The sequence below is a fragment of the Synechococcus sp. CCY 0621 genome (assembly GCF_019038465.1).
GTDB lineage: Bacteria > Cyanobacteriota > Cyanobacteriia > PCC-6307 > Cyanobiaceae > Cyanobium.
This window is the reverse complement of sequence record NZ_JAFKRH010000014.1, coordinates 88,620-107,517: the sequence shown is the minus strand read 5'-3', so window position 1 is coordinate 107,517 and position 18,898 is coordinate 88,620. Positions and strand designations below refer to the sequence as shown.

General features: G+C 68.8%; 24 protein-coding genes. 13 read left to right on the top strand and 11 right to left on the bottom strand.

Annotated elements, in window-relative coordinates; all coding sequences use genetic code 11:
* Positions 1-8: 8 nt before the first annotated feature.
* The gene (locus tag KUG43_RS04435; RefSeq protein WP_216906493.1) at positions 9-1,256 is read left to right on the top strand and encodes a cytochrome c biogenesis protein DipZ; all 1,248 of its coding nucleotides are present in this window, start codon (positions 9-11) and stop codon (positions 1,254-1,256) included.
* 15 nt (positions 1,257-1,271) lie between these two features.
* On the opposite strand, the gene KUG43_RS04430 is transcribed toward KUG43_RS04435, so the two are convergent.
* Positions 1,272-1,982, bottom strand: coding sequence for a molybdopterin-dependent oxidoreductase (locus KUG43_RS04430; protein WP_216906492.1), 711 nt, complete (start codon positions 1,980-1,982; stop codon positions 1,272-1,274).
* Between the two features lie 30 nt (positions 1,983-2,012).
* Positions 2,013-2,624: a cytochrome b/b6 domain-containing protein gene (locus tag KUG43_RS04425; RefSeq protein ID WP_353617927.1), complete on the bottom strand. Its 612-nt coding sequence runs from the start codon at positions 2,622-2,624 to the stop codon at positions 2,013-2,015.
* 175 nt (positions 2,625-2,799) lie between these two features.
* On the opposite strand from KUG43_RS04425, the gene KUG43_RS04420 reads away from it, so the two are divergent.
* Positions 2,800-3,351: an HPP family protein gene (locus KUG43_RS04420; RefSeq protein WP_216906490.1), complete on the top strand. Its 552-nt coding sequence runs from the start codon at positions 2,800-2,802 to the stop codon at positions 3,349-3,351.
* A gap of 61 nt (positions 3,352-3,412) precedes the next feature.
* Here KUG43_RS04420 and KUG43_RS04415 read toward each other — a convergent pair whose 3' ends face one another.
* Positions 3,413-3,757, bottom strand: coding sequence for an ArsR/SmtB family transcription factor (locus tag KUG43_RS04415; RefSeq protein WP_216906488.1), 345 nt, complete (start codon positions 3,755-3,757; stop codon positions 3,413-3,415).
* Between the two features lie 170 nt (positions 3,758-3,927).
* Between KUG43_RS04415 and KUG43_RS04410 the strand changes: the two genes are divergently transcribed.
* The 5 genes from KUG43_RS04410 to KUG43_RS04390 are packed head-to-tail and all read left to right on the top strand — an operon-like array spanning position 3,928 to position 7,356.
* Positions 3,928-5,055, top strand: coding sequence for an MBL fold metallo-hydrolase (locus KUG43_RS04410; protein WP_216906486.1), 1,128 nt, complete (start codon positions 3,928-3,930; stop codon positions 5,053-5,055).
* Positions 5,056-5,100: 45 nt separating this feature from the next.
* Entirely contained in the window at positions 5,101-5,628 is a 528-nt protein-coding gene (locus KUG43_RS04405; RefSeq protein WP_216906484.1) for a rhodanese-like domain-containing protein, read from the top strand.
* Positions 5,625-6,440 (top strand): sulfite exporter TauE/SafE family protein, encoded by an 816-nt coding sequence (locus KUG43_RS04400; protein ID WP_353617925.1) that lies wholly within the window; start codon positions 5,625-5,627, stop codon positions 6,438-6,440. Before KUG43_RS04405 ends, KUG43_RS04400 begins: the two co-directional genes overlap by 4 nt.
* Positions 6,437-6,874, top strand: a complete 438-nt coding sequence (locus tag KUG43_RS04395) for a hypothetical protein (RefSeq protein WP_216906482.1) — start codon at positions 6,437-6,439, stop codon at positions 6,872-6,874. The genes KUG43_RS04400 and KUG43_RS04395 overlap by 4 nt, the downstream gene beginning before the upstream one ends.
* On the top strand, positions 6,871-7,356 hold the full coding sequence (locus tag KUG43_RS04390; protein WP_216906480.1) for a GNAT family N-acetyltransferase: 486 nt from the start codon (positions 6,871-6,873) through the stop codon (positions 7,354-7,356). The genes KUG43_RS04395 and KUG43_RS04390 overlap by 4 nt, the downstream gene beginning before the upstream one ends.
* A 2-nt stretch (positions 7,357-7,358) precedes the next feature.
* Here the strand turns inward: KUG43_RS04390 and KUG43_RS04385 are convergent, their stop codons facing one another.
* The 7 genes from KUG43_RS04385 to KUG43_RS16900 all read right to left on the bottom strand — a co-directional run bounded on the left by KUG43_RS04385 (position 7,359) and on the right by KUG43_RS16900 (position 11,474).
* On the bottom strand, positions 7,359-7,847 hold the full coding sequence (locus KUG43_RS04385) for a DUF3721 domain-containing protein (protein ID WP_286194376.1): 489 nt from the start codon (positions 7,845-7,847) through the stop codon (positions 7,359-7,361).
* Positions 7,847-8,098, bottom strand: coding sequence for a DUF3721 domain-containing protein (locus tag KUG43_RS04380; RefSeq protein ID WP_502988574.1), 252 nt, complete (start codon positions 8,096-8,098; stop codon positions 7,847-7,849). Before KUG43_RS04380 ends, KUG43_RS04385 begins: the two co-directional genes overlap by 1 nt.
* 137 nt (positions 8,099-8,235) lie before the next feature.
* Entirely contained in the window at positions 8,236-9,111 is an 876-nt protein-coding gene (locus KUG43_RS04375) for a bile acid:sodium symporter family protein (RefSeq protein WP_216906476.1), read from the bottom strand.
* 81 nt (positions 9,112-9,192) lie between these two features.
* Positions 9,193-9,747: a dihydrofolate reductase family protein gene (locus KUG43_RS04370; RefSeq protein ID WP_216906474.1), complete on the bottom strand. Its 555-nt coding sequence runs from the start codon at positions 9,745-9,747 to the stop codon at positions 9,193-9,195.
* 143 nt (positions 9,748-9,890) lie between these two features.
* A complete protein-coding gene (locus KUG43_RS04365; RefSeq protein ID WP_216906472.1) occupies positions 9,891-10,388 on the bottom strand; it encodes a linear amide C-N hydrolase in 498 nt (165 codons plus the stop codon).
* 121 nt (positions 10,389-10,509) lie between these two features.
* Positions 10,510-11,199 carry an HAD family hydrolase gene (locus KUG43_RS04360; RefSeq protein ID WP_286194375.1) on the bottom strand — a complete coding sequence of 230 codons (690 nt, stop codon included), beginning with the start codon at positions 11,197-11,199 and terminating at the stop codon, positions 10,510-10,512.
* Between the two features lie 41 nt (positions 11,200-11,240).
* On the bottom strand, positions 11,241-11,474 hold the full coding sequence (locus KUG43_RS16900; protein WP_286194374.1) for a hypothetical protein: 234 nt from the start codon (positions 11,472-11,474) through the stop codon (positions 11,241-11,243).
* Between the two features lie 283 nt (positions 11,475-11,757).
* Between KUG43_RS16900 and KUG43_RS04355 the strand changes: the two genes are divergently transcribed.
* The 5 genes from KUG43_RS04355 to KUG43_RS04335 are packed head-to-tail and all read left to right on the top strand — an operon-like array spanning position 11,758 to position 17,896.
* Positions 11,758-13,062: a diacylglycerol kinase family protein gene (locus tag KUG43_RS04355; RefSeq protein WP_216906470.1), complete on the top strand. Its 1,305-nt coding sequence runs from the start codon at positions 11,758-11,760 to the stop codon at positions 13,060-13,062.
* Positions 13,063-13,072: 10 nt separating this feature from the next.
* Positions 13,073-14,620 (top strand): metallophosphoesterase family protein, encoded by a 1,548-nt coding sequence (locus KUG43_RS04350; RefSeq protein WP_216906469.1) that lies wholly within the window; start codon positions 13,073-13,075, stop codon positions 14,618-14,620.
* A 25-nt stretch (positions 14,621-14,645) separates the two neighbouring features.
* Positions 14,646-15,665 carry a methyltransferase gene (locus KUG43_RS04345; RefSeq protein ID WP_216906467.1) on the top strand — a complete coding sequence of 340 codons (1,020 nt, stop codon included), beginning with the start codon at positions 14,646-14,648 and terminating at the stop codon, positions 15,663-15,665.
* Between the two features lie 30 nt (positions 15,666-15,695).
* Positions 15,696-16,196 (top strand): molybdenum cofactor biosynthesis protein B, encoded by a 501-nt coding sequence (gene moaB / locus KUG43_RS04340; protein ID WP_216906465.1) that lies wholly within the window; start codon positions 15,696-15,698, stop codon positions 16,194-16,196.
* Positions 16,196-17,896 (top strand): mechanosensitive ion channel family protein, encoded by a 1,701-nt coding sequence (locus tag KUG43_RS04335; protein WP_216906463.1) that lies wholly within the window; start codon positions 16,196-16,198, stop codon positions 17,894-17,896. Before moaB ends, KUG43_RS04335 begins: the two co-directional genes overlap by 1 nt.
* Here KUG43_RS04335 and KUG43_RS04330 read toward each other — a convergent pair whose 3' ends face one another.
* Complete coding sequence (locus tag KUG43_RS04330) at positions 17,897-18,355, bottom strand: DUF6970 domain-containing protein (protein ID WP_502988577.1); 459 nt, start codon at positions 18,353-18,355, stop codon at positions 17,897-17,899.
* A 39-nt stretch (positions 18,356-18,394) separates the two neighbouring features.
* Here KUG43_RS04330 and KUG43_RS04325 point away from each other — a divergent pair, with 39 nt between their 5' ends.
* Positions 18,395-18,886, top strand: coding sequence for a nucleoside deaminase (locus tag KUG43_RS04325; protein ID WP_216906459.1), 492 nt, complete (start codon positions 18,395-18,397; stop codon positions 18,884-18,886).
* The last annotated feature ends 12 nt before the right edge of the window (positions 18,887-18,898 follow it).

The window sequence follows — 18,898 nt, the reverse complement described above, 5'->3', positions numbered from 1 at the left end:
CTCCCACCATGGTCCTGCCCCTTCTGGCCTATCTCGCGGGCCTGCTGACCATCCTCAGCCCCTGCATCATGCCGGTGCTGCCCTTCCTGTTCAGCCGGGTGGGGCATTCCTTCCGGCGCAGCGCTCTGCCCCTTCTGGCCGGCATGGCACTGACCTTCGCCGCCACGGCAAGCCTGGCGGCCGTGGGCGGCGGCTGGGTGGTGCAGGCCCACCAGTGGGGGCGGATGGCAGCCCTGGCCGCGCTGGCCCTGTTCGGGCTCGCGCTGCTGTGGCCAGCCCTGGCGGATGTCCTCAGCCAGCCGCTCGTGAAGCTGGGCGCCGGGCTGTCCCGGCGCTCCGATCAGGCCCAACAGCGGGGCGAGGCCGTCGGCGCCTCGGCCCTGCTGGGGGTGGCGGTGGGGCTGCTCTGGGCCCCGTGCGCAGGGCCCATCCTGGGGCTGATCCTCACCGGAGCGGTCCTGCAGGCTGGCAGCGCCGGCACCGCCCTGCTGTTGCTGACCTACGGCCTGGGTGCTGCCACCTCCCTGGCGGTCGCCCTCCTGGCCGGCGATCGACTGGCCGCGGCCCTGAAGCGCACACGCGGGGCCAGCCTCTGGATGCGGCGCGGGCTGGGGGCCGCCGCGTTGGCGGCGGTGGGGGTGAGCGCCCTGGGTCTGGAGCAGGCCTCCTTCGCCGGCTGGACCCTGGCCGACACCAACCGGCTCGAGCAGGCCCTGCTCACCCGGATCCCGGCCGCTGATCCCGGCGTGGCGAGCGCTCCAGCCATCAGCCGCCTGCCGGTGCTGGGCACGCTGCCGCCCTTTCCGAAGCGGGCCACCTGGCTGAATTCGCCGCCCCTCAGCCGCGACCAGCTCTGGGGGAAGGTGGTGCTGGTGGACATCTGGACCTACTCCTGCATCAACTGCCTGCGCACCCTGCCCCACGTGCGGGCCTGGGCCAGCAAGTACAGGAACCATGGCCTGGTGGTGATCGGCGTTCACACGCCGGAGTTCGCCTTCGAGCGTGACCTCGGCAACGTACGCGCGGCCGTCCGCCGGTTGGGCCTCACCTATCCGGTGGTGATCGATAACGATTTCGCCATCTGGAAGTCCTTCCGGAACACCTACTGGCCTTCGTTTTATTTCATCGATGGCCAGGGCCGCATCCGGCATACGCATTTCGGCGAAGGCGCCTACGACACCTCCGAACGCACCATCCAGGAGCTGCTGCGCGAAGCCGGCCAGAAGGACGTGCCCACCGGACTGGTGCGGCCCTGAGGGCCAGGCTCGTGCTCAGAGCCCTGCGAACCACTCATAACCCTTGTCCTCCCAGGTGCCCAGCCGTTCACCCAGGCTGGTCATCAGTTCGAGGCCGGTGACCCACTTGCTCTGCTTGTAGCCGAGCTTGATGGGGCTGGCGAGGCGCACAGGAGCGCCGTTGGCCACCGGCAGCGGTGCTCCGTTCATGTGGGTGGCGAGCAGGGTCTGGGGGTGCAGCGCGGAGGCCAGATCCCAGGTTTCAAAGTACTGATCGGCCGATCGAATCGCCAGATAGGCACCCAGGGGAGAGGGGCCGGCCAGGGCCAGCACATCGGCCAGCCGCGGTCCGGACCAGGCCACGATCGCCGCCCAGCCCTCCACGCAGACGTGGCGGATGACGCACTCCTGCTGGGGCAGCGCGGCCAGGGCCGCCAGATCCAGCTGTAACGGACGGCTCACCACCCCGTTCACGGCCAGCCGGTAGCTGCCAGGCGCCATTTCGGGCGTGCCGTTGAAGCTATTGATCAGCAGGGCAGCGGGCTCCACCTGGCTGCGACGGAACTCGGGCAATCTGCGCTTCCCCTGCAGCAGCGCCTCGATCCGTTCGTTCAGTGGCTGGGTGGCCTCCCCCACCGTCTCGCTCCAGCCGTTGAGGGCACAGCCCCCGAGCAGCAGGGAGGAACCGCCGCCGAGCAGCAGGCCCAGGGACCGGCGGCGACTCAGGGGGTCGGAGGGATCAGCCATCTCAGTGGAACATTCTTCAGAGGAGCCGCGTCAGAGGAACATCGCCCGCAGCAGCCGCAGGCCTCCCACCCGCCAGGAGAGCACCACGTGCGCCACCAGCAGCAGGGCGATGGCGGGGATGGTGGCCAGGTGGCACACCCGCAGCGTCTGCCAACTGGAGTGACCTACCGGCTCGGCGAAGGCGAACAGTGACACCAGCCACCCCAACTGGGCCGGTTTGTACATGGCCAGTCCTGTGATCAGGCTGAAGGCCAGCACGATCAGCATCAGGGTGTAGGTGATCCGGTGGCTGGCCAGGCGCCGCCTGGGGGGGCTGACGCTGGCGCGCAGGGTGACCAGATCGCCTCTGCCGGCGAGGCGCCGATGGCGCCGGCGCAGCAACAGGCCGATCCAGAGCCCCACGTTGGCGGCATACAGACCCATGACAGCGAAGTGCCAGTCGCGGCCACCGGCCAGCCAGCCGCCAAGGGTGAACAGTTCCGGTACGGTGGCTCCCTCCCGACCGCCGAAGACCGGATTGGCGTTGTAGATCTCCAGCCCGCTGGTGGCCATCAGCAGGAGCAGCAGCAGGTTGAAGCCATGGAAGGCCCGCGTCCACAGGGGGCTGGGGCCTCGGGCAGGGGAGGGGGTCGTGGCGATCACTGACGGACAGGTGCAGGATCCATCGCCAGTGTGATGGATGTCTTGGTGACCGCTGCCACACGGTTGGCAGAGGCGGATCGCGACAATGATCCAGACGTCTATGCCCCGGTGGCCTGAGATGACCCTCCGGGCCAATCCGTCGACAGCCGAAGGCCGACCCCCTCCTGTAACCAGGATGGATTCGCCTGCTGCTCGGCGCTGGCTGGGGCAACTGCGGGCCTCGCTGCAGGGCGAGCGGGAGCGCGGCAGGGCCTACCAGCCGACGTTTACCCGCCACCACCTGACCTTCTCCTGGCTGGGGGCCCTGCTCTCGCTCGGCCTCCTCGGTGGCCTCAGCGCCTGGAGCGGCTACCTGCTGATGGCCGCTCCGCTGGGGGCCTCCTCAGTGCTGCTGTTCGGCCATCCCCGCAGTCCCCTGGCCCAGCCCCGCAACATCGTGCTGGGCAACGGAGTGGCGGGGGTGATCGCCTGGCTGGTGGTGAGCGGCGGCTGGGACGGCGTCTGGGGGGTGGCCCTGGCGGTGGGACTCACGATCGTGGTGGGACAGCGGTGCCGCTGCCTGCATCCGCCCGCCGGCGGCGTGGCCTTCCTCGGGGTGTTCCTCAAGGCGGGCATGGGATTCGTCCTGTTCCCGGTGCTGTCCGGATCCGTGCTGCTGGTGCTGCTGGCCTGGCTGTTCAGCCGAGGGGTGAAAGGCGCCTCCACCTACCCGGTGCACTGGCTCTGAGCAGGGGGGTCAAGGCCATGGTTAACCATGGAGGCGGCAACAGCGCCGCAGCGGACAAGCCTCAGGCGGTCTGAAGCTGATCCAGCTGCTGCTGGAGGCGTTGCTTCATGCGGTGCTGCACCAGGTTGCAGAGCTCCTCCACCAGCTCGGTGTCGGCCCGGTAGATGAGCCGGACCCCGTCCCGGTCGCAGGTCACCAGGCCAGCCCGCTGCAGCTGGGACAGCTGGCGGCTGATGTGGGACTGGCTGAAGCCGGTGGCCTCGATCAGATAGGCGACATCGGCCGAACCCTGGCGCAGATGGCAGAGCAGCTGGAGCCGGGCCGGTTCACTCAGCAGGCGGAAGAACTGGCTGAACTCCTCCAGCAGTTCGGGACTGGGAATGGAACCGGGGCCGGCAACGACCATGGCAGAAGGGTATGTCGCTAGAGGAATTATGCAGGGTTTCCCGAGCCGTGGCCCAAGCCAGATCGGTTCCGCAACGGAGCTGGCCGCTGCGGGACGCTGCATCGCAGCCGCATCCACTCTTTAGTCGTTGTATGCGTGTATGGTCATAGCAGCCAGCCCAGCTTGTTTCGATGGCGTCCGTCCCTCCGTTTCCGCTTGACGCCGCCGCCGGCGGGGCACAACTGCTGTTCCGCCAGCTCTTCGACGCCGAAACCGGCACCTTCACCTACCTTCTGGCCGATGTGCCCTCCGGCGAAGGGGTGCTGATCGATCCGGTGTACGAACAACACCCCCGCGATCTCTCCCTGGCGCGGGAACTGGGCATCGATCTGGTGGCCTGTCTCGACACCCACGCCCATGCCGACCACGTGACCGGCAGCTGGCGGATGCACCAGGCCACCAGCTGCGCCATCGGCCTGGCCGCCGCGGCCCGCGCCAGGAACGTGACCCTGCCCCTGGCCCATGGCGAGCGGGTGCGCTTCGGCGGCCGCCATCTGGAAGTGCGCGCCACCCCGGGGCACACCGATAGCTGCCTCACGTTCGTGCTCGACGACCGGAGCCTGGCCTTCACCGGCGACGCCCTGCTGGTGCGGGGCTGCGGCCGCTGCGATTTCCAGCAGGGCAATGCCCACACCCTCTTCCGCTCGATCACCGAGCAGATCCTCTCGCTGCCGGACCGGTGTCAGCTCTACCCAGCGCACGATTACAGCGGTCGCCAGGTGAGCTCGGTCGCCGAAGAGAAGGCCTACAACGCCAGGCTCGGCGGTGGTGCCGACGAGCGGGACTTCGTGGGCTACATGGAGAACCTGCACCTGCCCCATCCCCATCGGATCGCCGAGGCCCTGCCGGCCAACCTGCGCTCGGGCAGGCCCAGCGACGCTGACCACAGCCAAGAGGACGACTGGGGACCGGTCGAACGCAGTTACGCGGGCCTGCCGGAGGTGGCAGCCGCCTGGGTGGCCGCGCACCGCGACCAGCTGACCCTGGTGGATGTGCGCTCCGAGGCCGAGGTGCTCGGGCCCGATGGGCAGGTGCCGGGCTGCCTGGCCATCCCCCTGCCGGAGCTGGCAGCCCGCGCCGCCGAGATCCCTACAGGCAAGCCCGTGGTGGTGCTGTGCCATTCCGGCAGCCGCTCGGCCCTGGCCACCCAGGAGCTGCTGAAGCGGGGCCACAACCCCGTAGCCAACCTGCGCGGCGGCCTGCGGGGCTGGCAGGCCGAGGGCCTGCCGCTGGAGGTGCCGACCCCGACCCCCACCTGAGCCCGCAACACCCCCTTCCCCATTCACTCCCCCACCGTCAGAAGCATGACCACCACCACCCCGCGACGCTTTTCCCCCCGCGACCTCGCCGACCACCGGCAGGCCGTGCCGCTGACGCTGATCGACGTTCGCGAACCGATGGAATACGCCTCCGGGCACATCGCCGGCAGCCACAACATCCCCCTGTCACGGCTGGGCAGTGAGACCCTGCCGGAGGGCCCGCTGGTGCTGCTGTGCCAGAGCGGCAGCCGCAGCAGCCAGGGACTGACCAACCTGCTGCGCCGCGGCCATCCCCAACCCCTGGCGGAACTGGAAGGGGGCTTCGGGGCCTGGCAGGAAGCCGGCCTGCCCGTGCAACGGCACGCCAGGGCGCCACTGCCGCTGATGCGCCAGGTGCAGATCGTCGCCGGCGGCCTGGTGCTGGTGGGAGTGCTGCTCAGCCAGACCGTGGCGCCGGGCTGGATCTGGCTGAGCGGCTTGGTGGGAGCCGGCCTCAGCTTCGCCGGGATCAGCGGCTTCTGCGGCATGGCCCGCCTGCTGGCCGTGATGCCCTGGAACCGGGTGCATCCTTGAGTGCCGCCGTTCTGCTGCTGATGGCCGGTGGGGGTGCCCTGATCGGCTTCCTGCTGGCGGTGCTCGGGGCCGGCGGCTCGATCCTGCTGCTGCCCCTGCTGATCAGCGGCGCCGGGCTGCCCACCCGGGAAGCGGTGCCGCTCTCGCTGCTGGCGGTGACCCTGCTGGCGGTGGCCAACGCCGGCCCTTATCTTCGGCGGCGCCAGGTGGCGCCCCGGCCCGCCCTGCTCCTGGGGGTGCCGGCCCTGGCGGGCAGCTGGCTCGGAGGCACGTTGGTGAAGCACGGCCTGATCCCCGAGTCTGTGCAGCTGGCGGTGTTCGCCGCCGCCGCCCTGGTGGCGGCCTGGCTGCTCTCGCGGCGCCCCACCGGCACGCCGACCGCCCGGGCGCCCCGGTCGGGGGGATCGCCGCTGGCCCTGGCGGGCCAGGGGGTGCTGGTGGGCCTGCTGACCGGCATCGCCGGCGTCGGCGGCGGCTTCGCCATCGTGCCCTCCCTGGTGCTGCTGGCCGGGCTGCCGATGCCCCTGGCCAGCGGCACCAGCCTGGTGCTGATTGCCACCAACAGCCTCGTGGCCCTGGCCGCCCTGGGGCACTGGCCCACGGCAGGCCTGCCGCTGCTCGGCCCCCTGGTGGTGGGTGGGCTGGCGGGGGCGATCGGCGGCCAGGCCCTGGCCCCGCACCTGTCGGATCGTCACCTGCGCCAGGGCTTCGCCGCCCTGCTGGTCGGTTCGGCCCTGCTCACGGGCGCTGAAGCCCTCCAACGTCAAAACAACTCCATCTCCTCCCCCCACACCGTCCCGCAGCAGCGATGACCAAGCTCCTGTTCCAGTTCCGCCTGCAGAGCCGCCACGGGGCCGTCGGCGATGCCCTCAGCGTCGACTTCCGCGATGGCGAGCTTGAGCCCTGGCAGCCGCTGGAGCCCAGCCTGCAGACCCCCGGCTTTCGGCTGTACCTGCTGTCGCTGCTGCTCTGCCAGCACCACTACCTGGTGGCCAACGCCCAGGAGCGGCACCTGCCCCTGGCGGCGGTGGACGGACGGCTCAACGTGACCGCCTCCGCCGGCTGGATGGTCGAGTCGGTGAGTGGCACGTTCGAGGTGCGGCTGGAGGCGGCCGAAGGCGCGGTGACGCCCGAGCTGGATGCGCCCACCCTGGCCTTTCTGGAGCGGCGCATGAAGGTCTGTCCGGTGTCGCGGAATCTGCCCGGTACGGTGACCAAATCGATCGTGGTGCAAGCGGCGCGATGATCCGGGCTTACGAGCCGGCCGACTGGCCAGGGGTGTGGGCGGTGCTGGAGCCGGTGTTCCGGGCCGGCGAGACCTTCCCCCACGACCCGGCCATCGACAGCGACGCCGCCCGTCAGGCCTGGGTGGGGGCCGTCGCCGCCACCTTCGTGGCCACCGATGCGGACGGCGCCATCCTGGGCACCTACTACCTGCGCCCCAACCAGCCGTGCCTGGGCGCCCACGTGGCCAATGCCGGCTATGTGGTGGCCGAGGCCGCCCGGGGCCGGGGGGTGGGCCATACCCTCTGCCGCCACTCCCAGGAGGAGGCCCGGCGGCGGGGCTTCACGGCGATGCAGTTCAATCTGGTGGTGAGCACCAACACCGCCGGCGTGGCGGCCTGGAGCCGCAACGGCTTCCGCACCATCGGCCGGCTGCCCGGGGCCTTCCGCCATCCCCGCCTGGGGGAGGTGGATGCCCTGGTGATGTTCAAGACGCTGGCCTGAGCTCAGGGGGACGGGTGCTCCGCGCAGGGCATCCAGAGGGAGCCCATGGCGTGGGCCCCTTCGCAGCCGAGTTCCTTCGCCTTCCTCAGGGCCTCCTCGCGGCTGGGGTAGGCGTAGAGGTTCGGCTGGCCCTGGCCTGAGCTGTGGTTGTGGTGATGGTGCACCTGGCCGCTCGGGCTCCCCAGCCGGTAGGGGCCCATCCCCTCCATCCCCACCCACCAGACGCCCATCACGTTCACCCCGGCGATCAGGATGCCCATGCCGACGACGGAGGCATTGATCACCCCCATCGCCACCGCCCCCAGGCTCAGCACCCCCATCGGCACGACGCCGATGCTGATCACCCCCATGGGGACGATGCCGATCGAGATGATGCCCAAAGGGGCGATGCCGATGGCCACGATCTTCGGCCGGCCACCGCAGGCTGAGGGGCTCATCGCAGGAGGGGTGCCGCCGGAGGGAGGGGTTTCCGGCGCGACTGGGTCAGGCATCAGTGGGAGCCGTGGCCGGACGTCCCGCCTTGGGTTTCGCCATGGGTGGCACAGGGCATCCACTGGTTGCCCATCTTGTGGGCCCCGGTGCAGTTGAAGTGCTTGGCGGCAGCCTCGGCTTCAGCCTTGGTGGCGAACACCGCCTTCTGGGCGCCAGGGGCGGGCTGCTGGGCCAGGGCGGGGGCGCTGCCGAGGGCGGCCAGGAGGCCGGCGGCGGCCAGGTGGACGAGGGGCGGCCGAAGGCGCGACACGGCGGCTCCTGAAACGACAATCATTCTGGCAGTGCTGATCTCAGGGGGCGGGTTGCCGCTTCCCTGGCGCCGGTGGCCGGTTTCCAGGCCCCGTAGTCCCGCACAGCGTGGATGATCAGCACATGGTCCAAGGGAGTTCACGCCCGGCGGACCGCAGGGATCAGGCGCCTGCCGCAGAGGACAGCGCCAAAGCCGAACAAATACATCAGCAGGCTGTAGACCGCCGCCGGCACCGCCATGTCGGGGTTGTTGAGCAGGCCGGCGGTGATGGCGATCGCCAGGGTTCCGTTCTGAATCCCCACTTCGATCGCGATGCACACTTGCTGGGCCAGCGGCAGCCGGAACAGCTTTCCAGCCAGGAAGCCCCCCAGCATGGCCAGCACGTTGAGCAGGGCGATGGCCAGTCCCATCTGCGCCAGAAACCCCGGCAACTTGGGGGCTTCGCGGATGAACAGCAGCAGGATGATCAGCGCCAGCAGGCCCCCGGCCAGCCGGCCCATCTGCTTCTCCAGGCGTCGGGCTGGCCCGGGGAAGCGATGGCGGATGGCCATGCCGATGGCCGTCGGCAGCAGGGTGATCAGCACGATCTGCAGCATGGTGGTGCCGATCGGCAGGGTGATCGCGGCCCCTTCCCCCAGGAAATGCTGGAGGGCCAGGTTGGTGAACAGCGGAATCGTGACCACCGTGACGATGCTGCTCGCGGCCGTCAGGGTCACCGACAGGGCCACATCCCCCCGGGCCAGGTAGGTCATCAGGTTCGAAGACGGCCCGCCCGGGCAGACGGCCACGACCACCAGTCCCACCGCCATCGCCGGCTCCATGGGCACCACCAGGGCGATCAGGCCCCCCAGCAGCGGTAACCCAAGGGTCTGGCAGACGGTGCCCACCGCGACCGCCCTGGGGTAGCGCGTGATGCGCTGGAAGTCTTCGGGCTGCAGGCTGAGGCCCATGCCGAGCATGACGATGGCCAACGCCAGAGGCAGCAGGACCACCGTGAAAACGCTGCTCTGCATCAGCGGCTAGCCATGGCCTGAATCACCGTCGCCATGATTCTCACCCGCACCCAGCGGGGCACGGCGCCAGGATCGGCTGCATCAACGACCTGGCAGCGCGTAATGCAGCTCGGCCAGACCCGAACCGATCTGGCGCACCGACAGCAACCGCCAGGGTGGGTTGGTCACCCGACGGGGGAAGAGCGGCTTGCCCTGGCCAAGGGTGACCGAACCAATCTGGATGATGGCCTCATCCAGCAACCCGGCATCATGAAACTGGACGGCCAGTGCCCCGCCGCCGGCAATCCAGATGTTCTTCCCAGCCGCCACCTCCACCATCGTTCGGTGGACGTCCTGGACGCTGCCCTGAACGAAACGAAGATCGGCGCCCTCGATCGGTGGCAGGTCGCGATGGGTGAACACCCAGGTGGGCTGGGTGAAGGGCCAGGCGGAACCCGAATCCTCCACAACTTTGTCGGAATGGTGCAGCATCCATTCATACGTTGAGGCTCCCATGGCAATCGCACCAACCTGGGCAATGAAGGCCGGATAGCCCGCTTCCTTGACATCGCCCAGAGGGAACAGCCACTCCAAGGAGTCGTCTTCGGTGGCGACGAAGCCATCCAGGCTGGAGGCGGTGTAGTACTGCGTCGTCATGGCGGTCGTGAGACGCTGGTGGGCTGAGAATGCCTGACGCTAGGAGCTCGCGGGGGCCATCGCTCTCCGCGGAAGAGGTAACAGCGTGCTTGCCGCCCCCTGAACGACCCGCCACGGCAGACGGTGAAGCACGTCAGCAACACTCAGAAGGGCGCCGTCAAAGCCTTCTTGAACGTTCCAGTCCCGTCACCGGATAACGCCTTGGCATCGGGGTCAAGAATCAGCACCGGCGCACAGGGTGTCAGGTCAAACCACTCAAGGCTCACCCAAAGCACATTGGGGCTGGTTGTGAGCTCAAAGAAGTAGCACTTGTCGACGAGATTCATCACCGTGCGGTACTCCGTTTTGTCACGACCAAAGCCCTTGCAGGGCGCACCAAAGGGAACGGACACATGGCGGATGATGGCCAATAGTCCTGCAACAGCTTCCCGCTCGCTTTTTGGTTCAGGCAGCAACGCTGCAAAATAGGCTGCCCGCTGGAAGCGATCCGATGGCTTCACATTGCCAGGCAGGGGAGTGTCGCTGCTGGGTTTGGGAAAGTCCTGCTGCTTCACGAGCGCGATCTGCTGCTCGTCGGTGGGATCGTTCGTCAGGATTGGGTCGTCACGGCCGTGGTGCACCACCCGTTGTCCTTGACCCATGGGCCTCCACCATCACCACCTGCACCGTGCCGAGCAACGCCAGTGCCTCCTTGACCGTGGCGGCGCTAGCGAGCAGAAATTGCGCCCATAGTCCTGCCTGCAGCCCGGTCTTGGCTGGCTCCTAGTCATGAAAAACGGCAGTCCAGTCACGCTTCATGTCCACAACCAGCCAGCCGCAACCTGGAGCCTCCTTGAGGGCATTGACCAGCCTGCCAGTGCTTTTCGTCACGGCGTCGTAGGCATATTCGCGCTCACCATCGGTGTGGTGGACAAGCAGACCGAAGCTCGGTCGCGGATTGTTGATCGTGGTGTATTGCAACATCGCAAGGTCGCCATCGCTATTGCCGCAACAAAGAATCGGCCGCCTGCCGATGAACTGGTGAATCATCACTGGCTTGCCTTCCTTGTCGTTCACGAACAACTGATCGAGGGTTTTTGTCAGCACTGGCCCGCCATCACGGAGCTCAAACGTCGTCCGTGCCGTTGAACCCAGCACCTGCTCCGGGGGGATGCCGTAAACACGCTCCGCCCAGACGCGCATGAAATCCGTGCCACCACCAGAAACAATGAAGTTCTTGAAACCATTGGCCCGTAGATGGCGCAGCAGCTCCTGCATCGGCAGATAGGTGAGATCCACATAGGGCCTGCCGTAGCGCGGGTGGGTGGCCGAGGTGAACCAGGCTTCGACAGCAGCGTGGAACTCACCGATCGTCATCCCGGCATGGGTGAGTGCCAGGACCTGCATCAGACCTTCAAAGCGACGCCCTTTCAGGAGTGTTTCAACATCGCCGGCCAACGCGGCCTGGACCATGGGATCCAAGCCAAGTGCGGGTTCTTTCAGAACGCGACGACTTAATTGGTCGATGGAAAAGCAGCTTGGAACGGCATCGGATTCTCCGGCCAGAGCGTGCCATCGTTGTCATGGACTGCGATGCGTTCAGCCCTTGGAACGAAGCTGCCAGAGCCCTCCTCTGTCACCTTGGCGATGAACGCCAGCAGCCGTTGCTTGGTGGGGCCGTTGTTCCAGGAAGGCAGGGGATCAGCCGCTGAAGTGGCCATCAAGCGATCGTTGTGCAACAACATCATGAATGACTAGCATCCACTGCTGGTGTCGACCACGTAGTGCATTGTTGACACCGTGGGACAGTGCCAACCATTCAGGCCGATCGTGGCCTGCAAGATCCGACTCTTGATTGCAGCCCATCTGCAAATCCTCAGCCAGCCCATTCACCTCTTTAAGAGACTGGTTCTTCGTCCTCTAAGGCTACCCATACGTTGATCCCAGCGGCTCCATGGGCAAGGCCACCGTCTGGCTTCCCCCGCGTGCTCTGGAAGGGCAGGGAGCCATACCCGCCTAGCGTGAGAGGCCATGACCCAATCTCTGGTATTGCTGGCGAGTGAGTCGCGCCACGAGGCGCTGCTCGAGTGGCTTGATCGACAGGCCCTCGCTGTCGCCGGCTTTCCCCTGATCGCCACCACCGAACTGGCCGGGCGGCTCCAGGGCGATCCGCGCACATCTCACCTAACGGTCACGGCATTTGAGCCGCTCGCCGAGGGAGGCGACATCCGTCTGGCCGCCCGCGTGCTCGCCGGTGGCGTGGATCTGGTGCTGGCCTTCCTCGATCCGGAGGCGCCGCCGGGCACACCGCCCGACGCCCGGCTGCTGCTGCGCGCCTGTGATCTGGCCTCGGTCCCCCTGGCGCTCAGTTCCGCGACGGCCGATCTGCTGATGCGAGGCCTGGCCCACGGCCGGGCGGCCTACCTGATCTTCAATCCCGTGGCCGGCCAAGGGGATCCGAATGCCGACCTGGCCCTGATCCGTTCGATCCTCGAACCCCAGTTCCTCGTCACGGTGCTGCTCACCCGAGAAGGCGTTGACCCAGCCGAGCAGACCCGGGAACTGGTTGATCTGCTGCAGTCTCGCCCCGCCTCCGATGCCGACAACGTGATGATCGTGGCTTCGGGGGGAGATGGCACCGTCTCGGCGGTGGCAGGGGCGGTGGCAGGGACCGGCATTCCCCTGGGCGTGATCCCCCGTGGCACGGCCAACGCCTTCGCTTCGGCGCTCGGCATCCCCACCGACCTGCTCGGCGCCTGCGACACCATCCTGGCCGGCCACACCCTCGTCGTGGACACAGCCCTTTGCAACGATGTGCCCATGACCCTGCTGGCGGGGCTGGGCTTCGAGGCCGGAATGGTGGACCGGGCCACACGCGAGCTCAAGACGATGCTCGGTCCGCTCGCCTACGTGCTCGCCGGAGCGCAGCAGCTCGCGACCCAACAGCCGTTCCAGGCCCGCTTCGAGATCGACGGCCTCGTCACCGAGGTGCAGGCGGCCGCCATCACCGTGGCCAACGTGGCCCCACCCACCTCCGTTTTGGCCCAGGGCTTCGGGCGGGTGATCCCCGACGACGGCCTGCTGGAGATCACCATCGCCTCGCCCACCACGCGGCTGCAGGGACTCAATGCCCTCGCCTCTCTGCTGACATCCGCCGTGGTGCAATCGCCTGCCAACCACCCTGATCTGATCTGCCTGCGGGCCAGAGAGATCACGATCACCACCGATCCGCCCCAGAAGCTGGTGATCGATGGAGAGATGCTCGAGGCTGAAACCGTGACCTTCACCTGCGTGCCAGGTTCCCTCACGGTGTTCGCGCCGATGCCGCCACCGTGAACGGGGCCCCATGAACCTGGCCTCCGAAGCGGGGATCACCACCAAGATCCAGCGCATGGCTGAACGGGTGCGCTGGGGCCATCCGGAGCTCATCCGCCGCCGCATCGATCCCTGCCGCCTGGCCATCGAGGGGGATCCGATGACACCCGAAGCCTTTTCTTTCCTCGTGCTGGGCGACAGCGGCACCGGGCTGCATCGTCGCCACAGTCCCCAGCGGCGGGTGGCGGAGCAACTGCTCGCCCATGGCACGGACGCCCGTTTCCTGCTCCACACCGGCGACGTCGTCTACCAGGTGGGCTCCAGCGAGCAGTACCCGGATAACTTCATCCGTCCTTACCGCGAATGGATCGTGGGCGGTGAGGACTGGCGCCGGCTGCGCTACGACCAGCTGGTCTTTCGGGTGCCCTTCCTGCCGGTGGCCGGCAACCACGACTACTACGACCTCCCTGTGCCGCTTGGGCTGCTCGCCGGCCTGACGGGGCCGCCACGGCGACTGCTGCGTGCCTGGCTGGATCTGGATGTGGGCTGGCACGGCTCCTTCGTGGGTCAGGCCTGGGCACGTGCTTTCCTCGACGTGCTCAGCGCCGTGCCGGAGTCCGACCTGGGCGAGCATCTGAGCTGCACCCGCACAGCGACGGTCGATGGGGCCAGCTGCCTGCTCTACCGGCCCGGCCGTTTCACCCGTCTGCCCCACCGCTATTACACCTTCCGTTGGGCCGGGGTCGACGTCTTCGCCCTCGACTCCAACACCTTCAACCACCCGTTGCCGGCCGGCACCGACGACGGGGAGCTGCAACGGCGCCGCGAGCAACTCGACGCCGAACATTCGGATCTGCTGCGCTCCCTCAGCCCCTTGAGCAACGACGAGGACGCCCGCACGGATCGGGCCACCCTGGCCGAGCAGATCGATGAACAGATCCGTGACATCGACAAGCAGCTCGCCAGCAGCGCCTCCGCCCGTGCCGGACGGACAACCCCGGTCGACGAAGCCCAGCTCGACTGGCTGACCGAAGCCCTGATCGCCTCCTGGCGCAACCCTGAGGTGCGGGGGCGGATGCTGATGCTGCACCATCCCCCCTACGTCACCGAAGTCAGCAAGTGGGACCAGGGCCAGACCAGGGCCGTCCGCACCCAACTGCGCCGCGTACTCGATCGGGTCGCCGCCGCCCTCGGCGATCTGCCGGCCGGCCGGCCCCTGCTTGATCTGGCCTTGAGCGGCCATGCCCACTGCCTGGAGGTGCTCGACACCGGTGACACCGGCCACGGCGACGCCCATATCCCCTGGGCGATCTGCGGGGGCAGCGGCTACAGCCTGCGCCGCCAGAGGCCTGAGGGGCCCGAGCTGCTGGAGGGTCCACCCGGTGCCCAGCGTGTCGTGGCCCGCTCACGCCTCTTCCTCGGCCGCAGCGGCCGGGGTTCCAGGCTGCGTCGCGCTTACTCCGCACTGCGGGTGGAGGTGGCGGCCGGCACCCCCCTGCAGCTCACGCTTGTACCGCTGGTGGCGGAGAAGGCGGAGGGGGAATGGCGGCCCTACTGCGGGGCCGGCATCACGCTGTAGAACGGCTCACGCTTGCCCCGCCCCCATGGACCCCAGCGCGGATCTCTCCGGCCATTTCCTCCAGCTCGCCTGCGGCAACTGGGTCACCCAGATGCTGCATGTGGCCGCCGAACTGGCCGTCGCCGACCATCTGGCGGCTGCCGGGCCAGAGGGTCTGGCGGCGGAGGAGCTCGCCGACCGCTGCGGCGCCGATGGCGAGTCCCTGTTCCGGCTGCTGCGGGGCCTGGCGAGCCTGGGTGTGTTCGCCGAGAGCGAGAGCCAGCCGCGCCGCTTCGTGCTCACCCCCCTGGCGGAGCTGCTGCGCAGCGACCACCCCGGCTCCCTGCGCCAGTTCGTACGCATGCTCGGTGGTGAGCACTACGACGCCTGGTCCGACCTGCTCCACAGCGTCCGCAGCGGCGAAAGCGCCTTCCACCACCGTTTCGGCGAACCCGTCTTCGCCTGGTACGGCCACAACCCCGGGCGCGGCGCCATCTTCGACGGCGCCATGACCGACTTCTCCCGTGTCGAGACCGAGGCACTGCTGGCGACCTGGGATTTCAGCGCCTCCAGCCACCTGATCGACGTAGGCGGCGGCCGCGGTGGACTGCTGCAGACGCTGCTGCGCCACCACGGCCACCTGCGCGGCACCCTCTTCGACCAGCCGGCGGTGGTGGCGCCGGTGACGGTGCCGCCGGAGCTGGAGGGGCGCTTCAGCGTCGCCGGCGGCGATTTCTTCGCCCAGGTGCCGGCCGGCGGCGACACCTACCTGCTCAAGCACATCCTCCACGACTGGGGCGATGACGCCTGCCTGACGATCCTGGGCCACATCCGCGCCGGCCTGGCCCCCGGCGGGCGGCTGCTGATCCTCGAGCAAGTGATCCCCCCGGGGAACGATCCGGCCCCGGGCAAGCTGCTCGATCTGAACATGCTCGTGATGACCGAGGGCGGCCGGGAACGCACTCCCGCGGCGTACGCCGAACTGCTGGAGCGTGCCGGCCTACGGCTGGCGGGGATCCACCCGACGCCGTCACCGGTCACGGTGGTGGAGGCGGTGGCGGCCTGATCACAATGGGGGACCTGCTGCGCTCCGGCCTTGAGCCTCTCCATCGCCCTGCTCACGGTCTCCGACAGCCGCAGCCTCGCCGACGACCCCTCCGGCGATGCCCTGCAGCAGCGGCTGGAGGCGGCCGGCCACCGGCTGGCGGAGCGCAGCCTGGTGCCCGACGACCGCTACCGCATCCGGGCCGAACTGAGCCGCTGGATCGCCGACCCCGCCGTCCAGGTGGTGATCAGCTCCGGCGGCACCGGCCTCACCGGCCGCGACGGCACCCCCGAGGCCGTTGCGCCCCTGCTCGACAAGACCATCGAGGGCTTCGGCGAGCTGTTCCGGGTGCTCTCCTTCGAGACGATCGGCACCAGCACCCTGCAGAGCCGGGCCCTGGCCGGGGTGGCCAACGGCACGGTGGTATTCGTGTTGCCCGGCTCCCTCGATGCGGTCTGCACCGCCTGGGACCGGCTGATCCGCGCCCAGCTCGACGCGACCACCCGCCCCTGCAACCTGGTGCAACTGCTGCCGCGGCTGACGGAAACCTGATGCGGGCCTGCCTGCGGCGGCGGCGGCCCTGGCTGCTGGGGGGCCTGGCCCTTCTGCTGAGCGCCCTGCTGGGGTTGCCGGCCTGGTCAGGCATCAGCCCTGTTCCTGCCGCCGGTTCCGCGGCGGCGCCTGCCGCCCGGGAAGGCACCGGCCAGCGGTTTTCCGCGGGCAGCTACGAGCAGGCCAAGGTGCGGATCCTGGGGATCCCCGCCCTCACGGTGGCGGCGCCGGTGGTGGGTGATCAGGGCGACGCGCCCGATGCCAGCCGGCGTGCCTTGGTGATCGAGGGCAATCTCGACCTCCTCTACGACCCCACCACCCTGTGCAGCGACGGCGAGTGGATCGCGGAGGGAATCCTGCTGCAGGTGCTTGGCGCTCCCCAGGACCGGGCCTGCGTGAATTCCCCCCTCCAGGAACGTCGCCAGCGCAATCCCGCCGTGGCGGTGAACCGCCGCCGCCTGCCCGGCGGCGAGGTGGTGCTGGAGGCGGTGGTACCGGAGCGCAGCGAGCCGCTGCCGCTGCTCACGGTGACCTACGCCGATGCGGCCCTCAACGGCACCAACGCCTGGGATCTGGCGGAACGCTGGCGGCGGCGTCTTGAGAGCCGCCTGCTCTATGCGCGCCAGGCGACGGGGCCGGAAGCCATCACCCGGCGCTGGCGCACCCTTGTGGCGCTCCAGCTGGTGGTGCTCGCTTTCACGGTTCTCACCTTCTGGCTCTGGCGGCGCAACCGCCGGCGGCTTTCCAGCGCACCCTCCCGCCATCACCGGCACCTGCTCGGTCAGCTGCTGCTGGTGCTGGTGCTGGTCGAGCTCACGGCGTTGGTGGCCCTGGGGGTGATGGCCGTGCCCGGGAAGGTGCCCCTGGGCCTGGAGCTTCTCTTCCAGCCGTTGCTGGGGGGCCTCAAGTTCCTGATCCTCGGTGCGGTGGCCCTGCTGGGCCGCTCGCTGGCCACCTTCCTGCTCAACCAGTGGGCCGACGGCGCCAGGGTGGCAGTGGAGGAGCAGGCCCGGCGGGAGCAGCGCCACCGCAGCCTGGTGCGGGTGACCCACCGCCTGATCGATCTGGCCAGCCTGATCCTGGCGGGGCTCTGGATCCTGATCGACATCCCCGGGGTGCGGCAGGCCTCGGCGTCCCTGCTGCTGGCCGGTGGCGCCCTGCTGGGCGGCCTGGCGATCGTGTTCCAGGGGCTCCTGCGGGACTTCGCCGCCGGCCTCGCCGTGCTCATCGAAGATCGCTACGCCATCGGCGACTGGGTAGAGATCGGCGGTCTCGCCGGCGACGTGGTGGACGTGGGCGTCCTCAGCACCCAGCTGCGCTGCCTGGATCAGCGGGTGGCGGTGATCCAGAACAGCGCCTTCGACCGGGTGGTGAACCACACCAAACTGCATTCCGGCATGGAGGTGACGCTGCTGGTCTCGCACCGCTGCACCGCCATCGATCGGGCGCTGGCGGTGGTGGCCGAGGAGCTCGAAGCCTTTCGCGTCGATGCCAACTGGGGGCCGCGCCTGCTGGCGCCGCCCCTGCTGCGGGGCGTCAGTGCCACCGGTCCGCTCGGCATCACCGTGAGCATCCTGCTGACCACCGTCGCCGGCGAGCAGTGGGCCTGCTCCCGCGAGCTGAGAAGGCGGCTGGTGGCCCGCTTTCAGCAGGAGGGGATTCCCCTGGCCGATGGCCTCGAACTGGCCGGCAGGTCCTGATCAGGGTCGCGCCTGGCCGCGCGGATCGCGCCACAGCAGCAGACCCTGGGTGCGGACGGTGTGAAAATCGCTCGCCCGGCCATCCCCCCGGCCGGTGAGGCCCCCGTCTGGCGCAGCGATCACCGTGCCATCTTCATCGAAGAGCACGCTGTACTGATCACAGCACTGGGGGGGCAGGTAGTAGACCAACCGGCCCCGGTACAGGTAGCGCCACACCGTCTGCGGGGGGTTGCCCATCGGCTGGGTCTTCAACTGCCGGATCAGCCGCTGGAGCCACGGCGGCCGGGGCGCCGGGGCCGAGGCGGTGGGGGCGGCAGGGGTGTGGGGTTCCGCCAGTGTGTCGGATCCGATCAGGGCGGTGGCGGCAACAACCGCTGCACAGGCCGCCCCAAGCAGCGCCCGCCCCCGAGCCAGCCGTGGCGACGCCGCTGGGCTCCTTCTAAGGCTGGGGTTTGGCATTGCTGCCAAGGCTACGCTGAACCAGCCGAGGAAAAGTTCATGGCTTCATCGATAGCGAAGCATGAGACTTTCATCCGCCAGGCCATCGAACTCTCTCGCAAAGCTGCCCTGGAGTACGGCACCGGCGGGGCCTTCGGAGCGGTGATCGTCCGGGATGGCGTGGTCATCTCCCAGGGGATGAACCGCGTCGTGGCGAGCCACGATCCCACCTGGCACGGCGAGATGGAGGCGATCCGGCTGGCCTGCATCACCCTGCAGAGCTTCAAGCTGCCCGGCTGCATCCTCTACACCTCCGCCGAACCCTGTCCGATGTGCATGGCCACCTGCTACTGGGCGGGCATCGAGGCGGTGTACTACGCCGCCACGGTGGAGGACGCCTTCGAATACGGGGATTTCGACGATCGTCCGATCTACGAGCAGCTGGCCCTGCCGAAGGAGCAGCGCTCGATCCGGCTCACCCAGATCCTCAGGGAGGAGGCGGTGGAGGTGTGGAAGGAGTACCAGGCCAAGCCCGACCGGGTCCGCTACTGAGACCCCCGCGGC

What these genes read in the sequence shown, in the direction of transcription:
- KUG43_RS04350 (WP_216906469.1), top strand. Translation starts at nt 13,073, where the DNA reads ATGAACCTGGCCTCCGAAGCGGGGATCACCACCAAGATCCAGCGCATG.
- KUG43_RS04385 (WP_286194376.1), bottom strand. Translation starts at nt 7,847, where the DNA reads ATGCCTGACCCAGTCGCGCCGGAAACCCCTCCCTCCGGCGGCACCCCT.
- KUG43_RS04435 (WP_216906493.1), top strand. Translation starts at nt 9, where the DNA reads ATGGTCCTGCCCCTTCTGGCCTATCTCGCGGGCCTGCTGACCATCCTC.
- KUG43_RS04335 (WP_216906463.1), top strand. Translation starts at nt 16,196, where the DNA reads ATGCGGGCCTGCCTGCGGCGGCGGCGGCCCTGGCTGCTGGGGGGCCTG.
- KUG43_RS04415 (WP_216906488.1), bottom strand. Translation starts at nt 3,757, where the DNA reads ATGGTCGTTGCCGGCCCCGGTTCCATTCCCAGTCCCGAACTGCTGGAG.
- KUG43_RS04355 (WP_216906470.1), top strand. Translation starts at nt 11,758, where the DNA reads ATGACCCAATCTCTGGTATTGCTGGCGAGTGAGTCGCGCCACGAGGCG.
- KUG43_RS04410 (WP_216906486.1), top strand. Translation starts at nt 3,928, where the DNA reads ATGGCGTCCGTCCCTCCGTTTCCGCTTGACGCCGCCGCCGGCGGGGCA.
- KUG43_RS04430 (WP_216906492.1), bottom strand. Translation starts at nt 1,982, where the DNA reads ATGGCTGATCCCTCCGACCCCCTGAGTCGCCGCCGGTCCCTGGGCCTG.
- KUG43_RS04395 (WP_216906482.1), top strand. Translation starts at nt 6,437, where the DNA reads ATGACCAAGCTCCTGTTCCAGTTCCGCCTGCAGAGCCGCCACGGGGCC.
- KUG43_RS04345 (WP_216906467.1), top strand. Translation starts at nt 14,646, where the DNA reads ATGGACCCCAGCGCGGATCTCTCCGGCCATTTCCTCCAGCTCGCCTGC.
- KUG43_RS04405 (WP_216906484.1), top strand. Translation starts at nt 5,101, where the DNA reads ATGACCACCACCACCCCGCGACGCTTTTCCCCCCGCGACCTCGCCGAC.
- KUG43_RS04365 (WP_216906472.1), bottom strand. Translation starts at nt 10,388, where the DNA reads ATGGGTCAAGGACAACGGGTGGTGCACCACGGCCGTGACGACCCAATC.
- KUG43_RS04420 (WP_216906490.1), top strand. Translation starts at nt 2,800, where the DNA reads ATGGATTCGCCTGCTGCTCGGCGCTGGCTGGGGCAACTGCGGGCCTCG.
- KUG43_RS04375 (WP_216906476.1), bottom strand. Translation starts at nt 9,111, where the DNA reads ATGCAGAGCAGCGTTTTCACGGTGGTCCTGCTGCCTCTGGCGTTGGCC.
- KUG43_RS04370 (WP_216906474.1), bottom strand. Translation starts at nt 9,747, where the DNA reads ATGACGACGCAGTACTACACCGCCTCCAGCCTGGATGGCTTCGTCGCC.
- KUG43_RS04360 (WP_286194375.1), bottom strand. Translation starts at nt 11,199, where the DNA reads ATGGTCCAGGCCGCGTTGGCCGGCGATGTTGAAACACTCCTGAAAGGG.
- KUG43_RS16900 (WP_286194374.1), bottom strand. Translation starts at nt 11,474, where the DNA reads ATGATGTTGTTGCACAACGATCGCTTGATGGCCACTTCAGCGGCTGAT.
- KUG43_RS04330 (WP_502988577.1), bottom strand. Translation starts at nt 18,355, where the DNA reads ATGCCAAACCCCAGCCTTAGAAGGAGCCCAGCGGCGTCGCCACGGCTG.
- KUG43_RS04325 (WP_216906459.1), top strand. Translation starts at nt 18,395, where the DNA reads ATGGCTTCATCGATAGCGAAGCATGAGACTTTCATCCGCCAGGCCATC.
- KUG43_RS04390 (WP_216906480.1), top strand. Translation starts at nt 6,871, where the DNA reads ATGATCCGGGCTTACGAGCCGGCCGACTGGCCAGGGGTGTGGGCGGTG.